7 protein-coding genes and 1 pseudogene are annotated in these 14,664 nt (G+C 62.8%); 3 read left to right on the forward strand and 5 right to left on the reverse strand.

Annotation, left to right across the window (positions count from 1 at the left end):
- Window positions 1–63: 63 nt before the first annotated feature.
- From Q0562_RS08950 to glgB, 5 genes and pseudogenes are all read right to left on the reverse strand, one after another.
- Window positions 64–1,227: pseudogene (locus Q0562_RS08950) on the reverse strand (Zn-dependent hydrolase); the annotation flags it as partial.
- A gap of 200 nt (window positions 1,228–1,427) precedes the next feature.
- A complete protein-coding gene (gene glgA / locus Q0562_RS08960; RefSeq protein ID WP_298643618.1) occupies window positions 1,428–2,861 on the reverse strand; it encodes a glycogen synthase GlgA in 1,434 nt (477 codons plus the stop codon).
- 260 nt (window positions 2,862–3,121) lie between these two features.
- Window positions 3,122–4,432 (reverse strand): glucose-1-phosphate adenylyltransferase, encoded by a 1,311-nt coding sequence (glgC, locus tag Q0562_RS08965; RefSeq protein ID WP_298643620.1) that lies wholly within the window; start codon window positions 4,430–4,432, stop codon window positions 3,122–3,124.
- Between the two features lie 11 nt (window positions 4,433–4,443).
- Entirely contained in the window at window positions 4,444–6,447 is a 2,004-nt protein-coding gene (gene glgX, locus Q0562_RS08970; protein ID WP_298643621.1) for a glycogen debranching protein GlgX, read from the reverse strand.
- Complete coding sequence (gene glgB / locus Q0562_RS13795) at window positions 6,444–10,787, reverse strand: 1,4-alpha-glucan branching protein GlgB (protein ID WP_366144750.1); 4,344 nt, start codon at window positions 10,785–10,787, stop codon at window positions 6,444–6,446. The genes glgX and glgB overlap by 4 nt, the downstream gene beginning before the upstream one ends.
- Before the next feature lie 265 nt (window positions 10,788–11,052).
- Between glgB and argS the strand changes: the two genes are divergently transcribed.
- Genes argS through Q0562_RS08995 form a run of 3 tightly spaced genes read left to right on the forward strand, consistent with a single transcriptional unit; the run spans window position 11,053 to window position 14,647 of the window.
- Window positions 11,053–12,831, forward strand: coding sequence for an arginine--tRNA ligase (gene argS, locus Q0562_RS08985; protein ID WP_298643622.1), 1,779 nt, complete (start codon window positions 11,053–11,055; stop codon window positions 12,829–12,831).
- Window positions 12,831–13,883: an SPOR domain-containing protein gene (locus Q0562_RS08990; protein WP_298643624.1), complete on the forward strand. Its 1,053-nt coding sequence runs from the start codon at window positions 12,831–12,833 to the stop codon at window positions 13,881–13,883. Before argS ends, Q0562_RS08990 begins: the two co-directional genes overlap by 1 nt.
- Window positions 13,883–14,647, forward strand: a complete 765-nt coding sequence (locus Q0562_RS08995) for a sulfite exporter TauE/SafE family protein (RefSeq protein WP_366144751.1) — start codon at window positions 13,883–13,885, stop codon at window positions 14,645–14,647. Before Q0562_RS08990 ends, Q0562_RS08995 begins: the two co-directional genes overlap by 1 nt.
- The last annotated feature ends 17 nt before the right edge of the window (window positions 14,648–14,664 follow it).

The following is a 14,664-nucleotide window of genomic DNA, read 5'->3' on the forward strand; positions in this document are numbered from 1 at the left end:
ATTTTTTTACGGATATGGGCTGGATAGGTCATGATTTTGATGGTTACTGTTTTTTGCTATTTAACTATATTCGGTAACGTTGTGGCTGATGCCGTCCTTGCAGGGCACGAAGATCATCCCCGCAGGGCAGACGCCCGCCATGAATTGCGCGTCGTGCCCCGCGCCGCTCGGCATGCGGCGGTTGCTGAAGCCCTGTGCCTGCGCCTCCGCTTCGACCGCATCGACGATTTCGGCGGCGAAGACGACGGGGTTGAAGCGCACCAGCGAGCGGTAGCTGATGTCGGTGCCTTCTTCTTTGGCGGCGGCGAGGGCGTAGTCGTGCAGCATTTTTTCCGCCTGTTTGAGCAGCTCGTTGTCGGTGTTGCGCAGGTCGATGGTGACGACGGCATGGTCGGGGATGACGTTGATGAGGTTCGGCTTGAAGTCGATGTAGCCGACGGTCGCGACCTGGTTGCCGCCGAGGGTTTTGCTGATTTCGCGCGCGTAGGTGGCGATTTTTGCCGCGACCAGCCCGGCGTCGTGGCGCATGCGCATCGGCGTGGTGCCGGCGTGGTTGGTCACGCCCTTGATGGTGTATTCGTTCCAGGAGATGCCCTGCACGCCGGTGACGACGCCGATGTTGATTTTGTCTTTGTCGAGAATCGGGCCCTGCTCGATGTGCAGTTCGAGGTAGCTGTCCACCGCGAAATCGCCCGTTTTCGCTTCGCCTTTGTAGCCGATGGCGGCAAGGGCTTCGCCTACGCTGACGCCGTCTATGTCTTTGGCGGCGAGCGCGTCCGCGAGCGGGTATTGTTTCGACCAGAAGACGCTGCCCATCATGTCCGGCTGGAAGCGCACGCCTCCTTCGTTGGTGAAGAAGGTAACGGCGACCGGGCGGTGCGGGCGGATGCCGGCGTCTTTCAGGGTCTAGACGACTTCGAGGCCGGAGAGGACGCCGTAGTTGCCGTCGCAGATGCCGCCGGTGCCGACGGTGTTGATGTGCGAGCCGATCATGACCGGTGGCAGGTCGGTTGCGCCGGGATAGACGCCGGTAACGTTGCCGATTTCATCAATGCGGATGCTCATGCCGAGCGCCTTCATTTTGCCGACGACGTAATCGCGGCCGAGTTTGTCTTCGGCGATCGCGGCAAGGCGGCAGCAACCGCCGCCGGGCAGGGCACCGAGTTTGCCGAGTGCGAACAGGTTGTCCAGCAGGCGTTTGCCGTTGATACGCAGTTTTTCGCTCATGTTTGACCTCGTGGGGTTGGTTTGGGGATGCGGTCAGTGTAGGAAGGCGGGCAGCGGTGCGGCTGCGTTTTTGCTGTGGATGGCGCAACGGGTTTGCGTTTATAAGCGGGGTCTTGCGTGGTTGTTACGGTGGATTTGCGGGGTTTTCCGTGTGGACGAAAAAAGCGGGGCGATGCCCCGCTTTTGTGTGCCCGCCCGTTTCAGGGGATGCTGTTGTAGAGCGCATCGTAGGCGGCGGCGGCTTTGTGCCAGCCGAAATCGGCAGCCATGGCGTTCTGGCGGATGGAGGCCCACTGTTTGGCGTTCTGCCAGGTTTCGAGCATGCGCCCGGCGGCGCCGAGCAGGGCGTCCGGGGTCGGCTGGTGGAAGACAAAGCCGGTCGCGGTGCGGGCGGCGACGGAATCGGCGGTGGTGTCGGTCACGGTGTCGGCGAGGCCGCCCGTGGCGCGCACCAGCGGCAGGGTGCCGTATTTGAGGCCGTAGAGCTGGGTGAGTCCGCAGGGCTCGAAACGGCTCGGCACGAGGATGACGTCGCCGCCGGCGATCATTTGGTGCGAGAGGGCTTCGTTGTAGGTGATGCGCACGCCGACTTTCTCCGGGTGCCGCCCGGCGAGATCGCGGAAGGCGGCTTCGAGGTCGGGCGCGCCGGTGCCGAGGATGGCGAGTTGCAAGGGGCGCGAGAGCAGGCTTTCGGCGGCACCTAGGAGGATGTCCGCGCCTTTTTGTTCGGTGAGGCGGGTGATCATGACGAGCAGCGGCACGCTGTCGTCGGTTGGCAGGTTGAAGGCTTGTTGCAGGGTGTGCTTGTTGACGCGTTTGCCCTGCATGTAGCCGGAGTTGTAGGGTTTGGCGATGTTGGTGTCGGTGTCGGGGTTCCAGATGGTGTCGTCCACGCCGTTCAGGATGCCGCTGAGCCGTCCCTGCGCGGCGCGTTCGCCGAGCAGCCCGTGCAGGCCGTAGCCGTGTTCGGGCAGGGTGATTTCCCTGGCATAGGTGGGGCTGACTGTCGTGATGTGGTCGGCGTAGTAGAGGCCCGCTTTGAGGTAGGACATCTGGCCGTAGAATTCGAGGCCGTAGGTGCCGTACATGTCTTGCGGCAGGCCGAGTTCGGCCATGTGGCGGCTGTTGAAGATGCCCGCATAGGCAAGGTTGTGGATGGTGAAGACGCTTTTTACCGGCACTTCCCAGGCGGCGAGGTAGGCGGGGGCGAGGCCGGCCTGCCAGTCGTGGCAGTGGATGAGGTCGGGCTTCCACCAGGTATCCGCACCGGCGGCAAGCGAGGCGCCGACCCAGCCGAGGAGGCCGAAGCGCAGGTAGTTGTCGCCGTAGTCGGCGTAGTGCTGGTCGTGGTAGGGGTTGCCGCCGCGCTGATAGAGGTGCGGGCAGTTGATGAGGTAGAGGCCGACGCCGTGGTAGTCGGTGTAGCGCAGTTCGATGTCGCCCGCGAAGGTGTGGTAGTAGCCGACGTGGCCGGTTTCGCCGATTTTTTCCGCGACTTGCGGGTAATTCGGCAAAACGACGCGCACGTCCTGTCCTGCCGCGTGTTGGGCGAAGGGCAAGGCACCGAGGACATCGGCGAGGCCGCCGGTTTTGACCAGCGGGTAGAGTTCCGAACAGATGTGCAGGATTTTCATGGCGGTTTCCTCTTTCGTGGGTGATGATGTGGTTGGGTTGGTTGTTTTGGGTTTGGTGGGCTGAAGCCCACCTACACGACGGGGGTTTGGGTTATGTGGTGTGGTGGGCTGAAGCCCACCCTACGTTTTGTTGTCAGCCGGTGTTTGTGCCGCTTGGCTGTTTTTTTGAGCCTGCGGCTCAACACCCTCTCCCCAGCCCTCCCCAAGGGGGAGGGGGTAGATAGTGTAAGCGGGAAAGTCCGTGGTTATGCCGCTTGGGATTATTTTTCAGCCGCTTCTTCTGCCTGTTTTTGTTTGGCGGCGAGCGCGAAGAGCATGGTTTTGGTGACGAGGACGACGCCGCCTTTGCTGACGCGGAAGCGCTGTTTGTCCAGCTCGGCATCGACGCCGATTTGCATGCCGTCCGGGATGGTGCAGTTGCGGTCGATGATGCAACGGCGCAGGACGCAGTTTTTGCCGATGCGTACTTGCGGCAGGACGACGGCGTATTCGATGTGGCTGCCTTCGGAGACTTGCACGCGGTCGAAGATGACGGAGTTGCTGATTTCGGCGTCGGTGATGACGCCGCTGCCGCCGATGAGGGAGTTGTCGATGGTGCGGGCGTGGTTGTGCTTGTAGAAGAATTTGGTCGGCGCGGTTTGTTTGGGCACGGTGCGGATCGGCCAGCTTTCGTCGAACATGTCGAGTTGCGGGTGTTCGCTGACGAGGTCAATGTTGGCGCTCCAGTAGCTGTCGAGGGTGCCTACGTCGCGCCAGTAGATGGTGCCCTGGGTGTTGCGGCCCTTGCTGGATTTTTCGAAGGGGTGGGCATAGAGCACACCTTCGCGCACGGCGGCGGGGATGACGTCTTTACCGAAGTCGTGCGAGGTGTTGGGACTCGTCGCTTCGCGTTCAAGGACTTCGTAGAGGTAGTCGGCGTCGAAGACGTAAATGCCCATTGAGGCCAGTGATGAACCGGGGCGGTCGGGCATGGCGGGCGGGTCTTCGGGTTTTTCGACGAAGGCTTTGACTTTGAGTTTTTCGTTCACTGCCATGACGCCGAAGGCGGTCGCCTGTTCGCGCGGCACTTCGATGCAGCCGACGGTGGCTTTGCCGCCGGAGGCGATGTGGTCGCGCAGCATTTGCATGTAGTCCATCTTGTAGATGTGATCCCCCGCCAGTATCAGCACGTATTTGGGCTGGTAGTGGTCTTTCATGATGTGCACGTTTTGCCACACGGCATCGGCGGTGCCCCGGTACCAGGTCTGGTCGTTGAGTTGCTGGCGTGCGGGCAGCATATCGACGAACTGGTTGCGTTCGCGCGGCAGGAAGGACCAGCCGTGTTGCAGGTGGCGCAGCAGCGAGTGCGCTTCGTACTGGGTGATGACGCCGATTTTCAACAGCCCCGAGTTGATGCAGTTCGACAGGGCGAAGTCGATGATGCGGTGGCCGCCGCCGAAATACACGGCCGGTTTGGCGCGCTGGTCGGTGAGTTCGTAGAGGCGTGAGCCGCGTCCGCCCGCGAGGATGAGCACCAGGGTCTGGCTGGCGATTTCTTCGGTGGATGGCAGGGTGTTTTCTTTGGCATTCATGTTTGTCTCCGTTATGTTGCCGTTTGTTTGTCGGTGCTGTTGGTGAGGACGACGACGCCCTTGTGGGCAAGGGTGGCGCGGCTGTCGTCCGGGGTGAATCCTTCGTCGGCAAAGAGCGGTCGCCAGTTGCCTTCGGGCAGGAGGTAGGTTTGCGGGCAGCGGTTGGCGTTGATGAGCACGAGGTAGGTGTCGTGCAGGACGAGCATCAGCGCTTTCGCCGCTTCGTTGTGCCAGTCGCCGTCGCGCATCGGTTGGCCGTCGGCGGTGTACCAGCGGGCGTTGTCGGGCTGCCACCAGCCGTCGTAGATGCCGTCGGCGGCCATTTGGCGGCGCAGCGCGGTCAGCGCGCGGACGCATGGCACCAGCGGGGCGGGTTTTTCCCAGTCCAGCCAGGTGGTGTCGTCGTCCTGGCAGTAGGCGTTGTTGTTGCCGTGCTGACTGTGGCCGAGTTCGTCGCCGGCGAGCAGCATCGGCACGCCGTGGGAGAGGAGCAGGCTGGCGAGCAGGGCTTTCCGGCTGTGGTGGCGGGCGAGGTTCACGGCGGGGTCCGTGCTGTCGCCTTCTTCGCCGTGGTTCCAGGAGTAGTTATGGTTGTCGCCGTCGCGGTTGTCTTCGCCGTTCGCTTCGTTGTGCTTGTAGCTGTACGCGGTGAGGTCGTGCAGGGTGAAGCCGTCGTGGGCGGCGATGTAGTTGATGGAGCTGTACACGCCGCGCCAGTCGTGGTGGTAGATGTCGTCGCTGCCGGAGAGGCGTTGCGCCAACGCACCAAGCCAGCCGTTTTCCCACAGCCAGAAGCCGCGCATGTCGTCACGGTAGCGGCCGTTCCATTCGGCAAATCCCTGCGGGAAGCCGCCGAGGTTGTAGCCGTCGGAACCGGTATCCCAGGGTTCGGCGATGTGTTTGCACCGGCTGAGGACGGGGTCCTGCATGACGGCGGCGAAGAAGGGTGCGGCAGGGTTAAAGGCGGGGGTGCGGCCGAGGATGGAGCCGAGGTCGTAGCGGAAGCCGTCCACATGGAATGCTTCGACCCAGTAGCGCAGGCTGTCGAGTATCCAGCGCAGCACGTGCGGGTGGTTGGCGTCGATGGTGTTGCCGCAGCCGGTGTCGTTGATGTAGTCGCCGTGCGCGTTGTGGCGGTAGTAGAGGCGGTTGTCGATGCCGCGCTGGCTGAGCATGGGGCCGCGCTCGTCTTCTTCGGCGGTGTGGTTGTAAACGACATCCAGGATGACTTCGATGCCCGCGCGGTGCAGGGTTTTCACCATGTCGCGCAGGTCGTCCGCGCTGCCGTAGCGGCGATCGGGGATGTTGTGCGCGTAAACGTTGTAGCCCCAGTAGTTGCTCATGCCGCGCCGCTGCAAGTGCACTTCGTCAAGGTGCTGGCTGACGGGCAGCAGTTCGACGGCGGTAATGCCGAGGTCTTTCAGATGGCGGATGCTCGCTTCGTGCGCAAGCCCGGCAAAGGTGCCGCGCATGGCGGGCGGGATGGCGGGGTTGCGCTGGCTGAACCCCTTGACGTGCAGTTCGTAGATAACGGTGTCGCGCCAGGCGGTGCGCGGCGGCGCGTCGTCTTCCCAGTCGTAGCTGCCCGGTGCGACGACGATGGCTTTCGGCGCGACGGCGGCGTTGTCGCGCGGATCGCTGTGGTGGTAGAGCGCGAGTTCGTCCGCCGTGCGGTACTGCGGCAGGTGGTTGAGCGCGCGCGCGTAGGGGTCGAGCAGGACTTTCTGCGGGTTGTAGCAGTTGCCCGCGTCCGCCGGGCCGTCCACGCGCCAGCCGTACCGCTGCCCCGCCTTGAGATCGGCGACGAAGAGGTGCCAGACATCGTCGCTGCGGTTTTTTACCTCAATGCGGGTTTCCACGCCGTCCCGGCCGTAGAGGCAGAGGGTAACGGCGCTCGCGTGGCGGGCAACCAGCGCGAAGTTCACGCCGCTTTTGCCGTCAACAGTGGCGAGGTGGCTGCCGAGCGGGTAGGGTTGCCCGCGATGGCAGAGCAGCGGCGGGCGTTCTTTTTTCATGCGTCTGCTCCGTTTTCACCTGCGTAGGCGAGGAAGATGGTGCCGAGCGGCGGCAGGGTGAGGTTGAGCGATTGGCCGCGCCCGTGGCTTTCGATGGGGTCGGTTGCGAGTTCTTTGCCGCCGCTGACGCCGCTGCCGTTGTACTTGGTGTCGTCGGAGTTGAGGATTTCGCGGTAGCGCCCCGCCTGGCTGACGCCGATGCGGTAGTTTTCGCGCGGCACCGGGGTGAAGTTGCTGACGATGATGACGGGTTTGCCGTCGCCGCCGTGGCGGGCAAAGGCGATAACAGATTGTTCGGCGTCATCGACCACCAGCCACTCGAAGCCCTCCGGCGAGCAGTCCTGCTTCCACAGGGCGGGGTGTTCCTGGTAGGCGTGGTTGAGGTCGCGCACCCATTTCTGCACGCCTTCGTGCCAGCCGCCGTAGCCGGGTTCGAGCAGGAACCAGTCGAGGCTTTCCTGGTAGTTCCATTCGCGCCCCTGGGCAAATTCGCCGCCCATGAAGAGCAGTTTTTTGCCGGGGTATCCCCACATGTAGCCGTAGTAGGCGCGCAGGTTAGCGAATTGCTGCCAGCAGTCGCCCGGCATTTTCGAGAGCAGCGAGCCTTTGCCGTGTACGACTTCGTCGTGCGAGAGCGGCAGCACGAAGTGTTCGCTGTACTGGTAGATCATGCCGAAGGTCAGTAGATTGTGGTGGTATTTGCGGTGTACCGGGTCTTCTTTCATGTAGCGCAGGGTGTCGTTCATCCAGCCCATGTTCCATTTGTACTGGAAGCCGAGGCCGCCGCTTTCGGTGGGGTGGCTGACGCCGGTGAAGGCAGTACTTTCTTCGGCGATGGAGGCAACGCCGCGCTGTTCGTTTTGCAAGATAGCGTTGGTGCGTTGCAGGAAGTTGATGGCTTCGAGGTTTTCGCGCCCGCCGTAGCGGTTCGGAATCCACTCGCCTTCTTTGCGCGAGTAGTCGCGGTAGATCATGGAGGCGACAGCGTCCACGCGCAGGCCGTCCACGCCGTAGTGTTCGATCCAGTAGAGGGCGTTGGCGGTCAGGAAGTTACGCACTTCGTAGCGCCCGAAGTTGTAGATGAGGGTGTTCCAGTCCTGATGGTAGCCTTCGCGCGGATCGGCGTGCTCGTAAAGCGGGGTGCCGTCGAAGCGGATGAGGCCGTATTCGTCGGTCGGGAAGTGGCCGACGACCCAGTCAAGGAGGACATGAAGACCCGCATCGTGCGCTTTTTCGATGAAGGTGCACAGTTCCTGCGGGGTGCCGAAGCGGCTGGTCGGCGCGTAAAGGCCAAGCGGCTGGTAGCCCCAAGAGCCGTCAAAGGGGAATTCGGCGACGGGCAGCAGTTCGATGTGGGTGAAGCCCATCTCTTTGACGTAGGGGATAAGTTCGTCGGCAATCTGGGCATAGCTGAGCCAGAAGTTGTTTTCGGGGTTTCTGCGCCAGGAGCCGAGGTGGACTTCGTAGATGCTGATGGGGGCGTCAATGCCGTTGGCGGTGATGCGTTCGGGGTCGTAGGGCAGGCGTTCGGGCAGACGGGTGACGACGGAGGCGGTGTCCGGCCGCAGTTGCGCGCCGAAGGCGTAAGGGTCGGATTTGAGGCGGATGTTGCCGTTCGCATCCAGCAGTTCGTATTTGTAGAGGGCGTTTTCGCCGATGCCGGGGATGAAGATGTCCCAGATGCCGCTTTGCGGGTGGAAGCGCATGACGTGGCGGCGACCGTCCCAGAGGTTGAAGTCGCCGACGACGGAGACGCGCCGCGCGTTCGGCGCCCAAACGCTGAAGCTGACGCCCGCAACGCCGTCGATTTCGACGAGGTGCGAGCCGAATTGTTCGTAGGGGCGCAGGTGGGTGCCTTCGGCGAGCAGCCAGTTGTCGTAGTCGCGCAGGGTAGTGCCGAAGCGGTAGGGGTCTTCGATAGTTTGCACGTTGTCGCTGCTGTAACGCACTTGCAGCAGGTAGCGGCGCACATCCGCTTCCAGGCGGGCGATGAAGAAGCCGCGTTCGTCCAGCAGGCTCATGTCGGCCAGCACGGTTTCCGGGTCGTCGTGTGCGAGCACGCGCACGGCTTCGGCGCCGGGCAGGAGGACGCGCAGGGCGGTGCCGTTGCTGTTTTCGTGCGGCCCCAGATAGGAGAAGGGGTCGGCAAAGGTGCCGGAAAACAGTTGGTCTATCAGGTATTTATCGACGGATGTCACTTCGATTCCTCCGGTGGTGGTTATGATGGCGGCAGCGGCGGCGATGGGGCGCAGCTCGCGCGGTTGGGCACGGGTAGCGACGATTTGCCGCAGCATGGCGTGCAGTTGCGGGTTTTGCCCCATGGCAACGATGTCTTCCGGCAGGCGGTAACGCCAGTTGGGGTAGGTGTTGGCGATGCCGGGGATGTTGAACGAGGCGGTTACGCCGAGGAGATTTTCCGGCTGGATGGCAAAGAGGCGGCTGCGGCTCATCGCCACATAGCGGTGCAGGGCGAGGGTGACAGCGTCATTGAGGGTGCCGCCGTCTTCGTTTTCGGCAAGCAGTTCGGTCTGGTGCAGGGCGGCGATGATTTGCGCCTTGCGGCTTTCCCGCTGCGCGAGCAGGTTCTGGTACTGGGCGTCGCCGGTGAAGACGCCGAGATGCTGCATGGTGTCGATGTCGTTTTTGGCCCAGTAGCCCGCCAGCGGCGCGAGATCGTGCGTGCTGATGACCGCCAGCGCGTGTTCCGGGTATTCTTCGGGCAGGAGGTAGCGCGCGCCATTGTGGTTGAAATACATCACGCCGTAGGAATAGATGCCGTATTCGCGCAGGGCGGTGCGCATCTCGTCCGGCACGATGCCGAGGTCTTCGCCGACGATGACGCAGCGCGCGCGGCGGCTTTCCAGCGCGAGGATGGCCATCAGGTCGGCAAGCGGGTAGCGCACATAGGCGCCGAGGTTGGCGCTGTTGCCGTAGGCAATCCACCACAGACGGAAAAGCGCCATGACGTGATCGATGCGCAGGATGCCGTAGTAACGCATGTTGGTGCGCAGCATGTTGATGAAGGTCTGATAGCCGCTGCGTTTTAGGCGTTGCGGATGCAGCGGCGGCAGCCCCCAGTTCTGCCCTGTGGGACCGAATTCGTCCGGCGGTGCACCGACCGAGACTTGCAGGCAGTACATATCGCGATGCATCCAGGTATCCGCCCCGCCGCGCGAGACGCCGACGGCCAGGTCGCCATAGAGGCCGAGAATCATGCCCTGTTCACCGCAGTAATGGCGCAGGTTGTCGAGCTGTTCCGCCAGGAGCCATTGCAGCCACATGTAAAAACGGATGTCCGCTTCGTGCGAGGCGGAAAAGGCAAGGACGGAGGCGCTGTCCGGGTAGCGGTAGGCTTCCGGCCAGCCCAGCCAGCCGACGCTGTCCTCGCTGAACGGCAGGGACGCATTCTGCGCGTCGAAGTAGTGATCCAGCGCTTCAAAAGTGCCGTAGAGACGCAGTTCCCGCCCCTGTTCTTCGACGAAACGGGCGAAATTCTCGCGCGCGGCGGCAAAAATGGCGTCGTCGCTGTCGCAAAAGTCGCGGAAGACGAGATACAGCGCGCGCAGCTTGAACGGCAGCACCTGGGCGTAATCCACCCAGTCGGCGGCGCGCAGGGCGTCAAGCTGCTTTTGCGTCGCCGCTTCGTTGTACCACGCCTGTGCCGAGGGCGAGATGTGGAAAAGGCGCATGCCGCCAATATCGAGATAGACGGGATTGAGCCAGCGTCGCGACGAAGGGCTGTACGGACTGGCCCAGTTGGGCCGGGTGGTGAACAGCGCATGCAGCGGGTTGATGCCGACGAAATCAATACCGTCGGCGGCAAAATTGGCAGCGAGGCGGCGCAAATCGCCGAAATCGCCGATGCCCCAGTTGTTCTGTGAACGCAGGCTGTAAAGCTGGACGTTGATGCCGCTCAACCGCTCGCCGCGTTTTAACGCCGCCGGCTGGTACACGGAATGCGGGGCGACGATCAACAAACAGCGCCGCATCTGGTGCGCGCTGTGCAGTTCCAGCGAGTAATAGCCGCTCGGCAGCGGCGGCAGCTCGATGCGCCCACCTTCCACCATCATCGAAGAGCAGGGGATGCTCTGCCCGTGTTCATTCAGGAGAAAGACCGCCGCCACGCGCGGCAAGAGGCCGCCAATTGGCAGCAACGCCACCATTTCCGGCAGTACCGTGAAAACCTCATCGAAATGCACATTCGTCGCGGGATGCTGGCCGGGCGCGGTCAGAATCGCCGCCAGCGACGACAACACCTCGTCAGAAATGCGCACAAAGCTGCCATCAGCGGCGAAATAGTCCGTTTCGATACCCAGCAACCTGAACTGTTCGCTGTTCATGACGCGCTCCTGACCGCCTTTACCGGCGTGTCGTGTTAATTTCACATGATTGTAAAGTAACACATCTGTATGTAATGTCTAACAGAAAAACACACCACCTTGTTTTATCAACAAATAAATCACCAAACTAACGTGATTTTCTGTGTGGGAGCCCCTGTTATTTCAAGAAGATGGATGCCCGCAAAACCATTTGGCAATGAAATGTTAAGCCGCTAGAATAATTCGCCCATAATGCCCAACTCACCCATCGCGAGAAGAGAAAACCGTGAAAAACCACATCCTGTCGGGCCTGACCAGTGCCCTGCAAGCGGTCGCGCAAGAGCGCGATATTGATACGGAACTACTTGATTTGCCAAAGGAACTGGAACGCTGCAAAAAACCGGATCACGGGGATTTCGCCAGCAATGTCGCCCTGCAAAACGCCAAAATTTTCAAGAGCAACCCGCGCCAGCTCGCCGGGGCCATTGTTGCCGCCATGCCGCAAAACGCGGGCATCGTCGCGCTGGAAGTCGCCGGCCCCGGCTTCATCAATATCCGTCTTGCGGGCGGCCACGACAGCGCCGTGCTGGAAGCCATTGTTAAAGAAGGGGAAAACTTCGGGCGGCATCAGGCGGTACAGCCGCAAAAAATCCTGCTCGAATTCGTCTCGGCCAACCCGACCGGGCCGCTGCACGTCGGGCACGGGCGCGGTGCCGCCTACGGCGCGACGCTGGCCAACATCCTGCGTGCCAACGGGCATCAGGTGGATAACGAATACTACGTCAACGACGCCGGGCGGCAGATGGACATCCTCGCCTTATCCGTCTATTGGCGCTACATGCAGCACTGCGGCGGCGACTGCGCCCTGCCGCAGGGTATCTACCAGGGCGACTACGTTATTGACATCGCCCGCGAACTCTACGCGCAGCAGGGCGAAGCGCTTTACCGTGCGCCGGAAAGCTGGGTGCCGCCCCATCCCGACACCTGGACGGCGGAAGCGGTGGAAAACGGCGAACGCGACGCCTGGATTGACGCTGCCATCGCCGCGCTGAAAGCGACCCTGGGCGAGACGGATTACCGTACCGTTTTTGATACCGGTCTGGACGCCGAAGTCGCCGACATCCGCGAAGACCTGCTGCAATTCGGCGTGCGTTTCGACCGCTGGTATTCCGAGCGCTCCCTCGTCACGGACGGACGTATTGAAGAAATGCTGGAAGTCCTGCGCGCGCGCGGCCATCTCTACGAAAAAGACGGCGCGCTGTGGTTTCGCGCCAGCGCCTTCGGTGACGAAAAAGACCGCGTCGTGCGCCGCGAAAACGGCGTAACCACCTACTTTGCCTCCGACATCGCCTACCACTACGACAAATACGAACGCGGCTACGACCGCATGATCGACATCTTCGGTGCCGACCACCACGGCTACATGGCGCGCGTCCGCGCTTCGCTTGCCGCCCTCGGCCTCGACCCGGACAAACTCACCATCGCCCTGGTGCAGTTCGCCGTGCTCTACAAGGACGGCGCGAAAATGCAGATGTCCACCCGCAGCGGGCAATTCGTCACCCTGCGCGACCTGCGCGCGCAAGTCGGCTCGGATGCCGCCCGCTTTTTCTACGTCATGCGTCGCCCCGAACAGCATCTGGATTTCGACCTCGACCTCGCCGTCTCGCACAGCAAGGACAACCCCTACTACTACGTCCAGTACGCCCATGCCCGCACCAGCCGCGTCCTCGAACGTGCCGCCGAAGCGGGCATCACCTTTGACCCGCAGGCGGCGCTGGCCGAACGCGCGCGCCTCACCGAGCCCGCCGAAAAAGCGCTCTTGCGCGAACTCGCCCGCTACCCGGACACCATCGCCGCCGCCGGCAGCCAGATGGCGGGGCATCTCGTCGTCAACTACCTGAAAGAACTCGCGGGCGCGTGGCACCAGTACTACGACGCCGGGCACAAAGTCCTGCACGACGACCCCGCCGTGCGCGATGCCCGCCTGCTGCTCACCCACGCCGTGCGCCGGGTGCTGCGTAACGGCCTCGACATTATCGGTGTCGCCGCCAGGGAGAGGATGTAATGGCCCGCAAACGCAAAACCCCGCCGAAAGACAACTACCTCGCCGCCCGGATGCTGGGCGGCTCGATGATGGCCGTCGTCCTCATCGTCTTCGGCTTCGTCCTCGGCAATATGTTCGGCCAAAAAGACGGGCACGACAGCACCACCGCCCGCGCCGAAACCCCGCCCGGCAAGACCGCGCAGCCGCGCCCGTCCATCGGCGCGACCCGCCCGCCGAGCCGCAACGGCGAGCCGAAATACACCTTCTACAAAGAACTGCAAGAACGCCAGCGCGAACTCGAACGCGGCGGCATCACCGCCCCGCCACCGCCGCCCGCACCGGAAACAGCCGCCCTGCGCCCGGGCAGGACGCAACCCGAAGCCGCTGACAAGCCGAAAGCCGTGAAAAAAACCGCTGCCGAACGCCTCACCGAAAAACCTGTCGCCAAACCCGCCGCCGAAAAAGCAGCGAAGACCTTGACCGAACCCGCCAAACCGGTGAAAAAAACCGCCGCTGAACGCCTCACCGCGCCGCCGGAAGCGGGCGGCAAAACCGTTGCCAAGGCCGATGCCAAAGCGCCGAAAGCGGACAACAAGACCGACGCAGCGGCAAAAACCGCCGCCAGAGCCGAAACGGCGGCAAAATCCGGCAAGGGCGACGGCAAACAGCCCGCCAACAGCCGCCTCACCGCGCCGCCCGAAGCCGTCGGCAAAACGGCGGCGAAGGCGGAGGCGAAACCCGCCGGTAAAGACGGCAAAGAAGCGGCGGCAAGCGGCAGGGACGGCAAAGACAAGGACGCAAAAAAATCCCGCCCCGTCACCGGCAAGCGCACCAATTACCGCATCCAGGTCGGCGCCTTCAAAAACAGGGCACAGGCCGAACAACTGCGCGCAAAAATGGCGCAGCGCGGCCTGCCGGTGGACATCCGCCCGTCGGGCGACAGCAACAAGCTCTACCTCGTGCAAATCGGCCCCTACGCCAGCGAAAGCCAGGCGACGGGCATCCAGGCCAAGCTGAAAGCCGAAGGACAGGCCGCCCAGCTTAAAACCTTTAACAGCGCCCCCGACAAATGATGACTCTGGAACTCTGGCACTACCTGCTGCTCGCCGTCCTCGGTGTCATCTGCGGCATCATCAACGTCATGGCGGGCGGCGGCTCGAACATCATCCTGCCGGCGATGATGATGATGGGCTTCCCGCCGCAAGTGGCGAATGCCACCAACCGCATCGGCATCATCCTGCAAAGCGTCATCGGTGTGCGCGGTTTCTACCGCGCAGGCAAACTGCCGACGCACGACCTGCCCGCCATCCTCGCCCCGACCATCATCGGCGGCATCTGCGGCTCCATCATCGCCGCCTTCGCCCCGCACGAACTCATCAAGCCGCTCCTGCTCGGCACCATGCTGGCGATGGCGGGCATCATGCTCTTCGTGCCGTCCGTGGTCATGCCGCCGCCCGGCACCGTGCCGCTCACCGTCAGGGAAAGCGGCGCGCGCGCCTGGTTCTGGCTGTGGCTCGGCGGTGTCTATGGCGGCTTCGTGCAGGCGGGTGTCGGCTTTGTGCTCATTACCGCCATCGCGGGCTGCCTGCGCTACGACATCGTCCAGTCCAGCGCGCTCAAACTCGCCTGCACCCTCTTTTTCACCCTGCCCGCGCTCGCCATCTTCATCGCGCGCGGCCAGGTCGAATGGCTGCCCGGCATCGTTCTTGCCATCGGCAACATGACCGGCGCGCATTACGGGGTGCGCCTTGCCGTCAAAGTTCAGCCGAAAACCCTCAAATGGGTCATGTTCCTGATGACCCTCGTGGCCGTCGTTGCCGCCTTCCTGAAAAAATAACCCTACCGCAAGCAAAG

Origin of the sequence: uncultured Cardiobacterium sp., assembly GCF_938028825.1 — a bacterium.
Classification (GTDB): domain Bacteria; phylum Pseudomonadota; class Gammaproteobacteria; order Cardiobacteriales; family Cardiobacteriaceae; genus Cardiobacterium.

Excerpts from the sequence above, each read along its gene's own strand:
- glgA (WP_298643618.1), bottom strand. The coding sequence starts at position 2,861 with ATGAAAATCCTGCACATCTGTTCGGAACTCTACCCGCTGGTCAAAACC.
- glgC (WP_298643620.1), bottom strand. The coding sequence starts at position 4,432 with ATGAATGCCAAAGAAAACACCCTGCCATCCACCGAAGAAATCGCCAGC.
- glgX (WP_298643621.1), bottom strand. The coding sequence starts at position 6,447 with ATGAAAAAAGAACGCCCGCCGCTGCTCTGCCATCGCGGGCAACCCTAC.
- glgB (WP_366144750.1), bottom strand. The coding sequence starts at position 10,787 with ATGAACAGCGAACAGTTCAGGTTGCTGGGTATCGAAACGGACTATTTC.
- Q0562_RS08990 (WP_298643624.1), top strand. The coding sequence starts at position 12,831 with ATGGCCCGCAAACGCAAAACCCCGCCGAAAGACAACTACCTCGCCGCC.
- Q0562_RS08995 (WP_366144751.1), top strand. The coding sequence starts at position 13,883 with ATGACTCTGGAACTCTGGCACTACCTGCTGCTCGCCGTCCTCGGTGTC.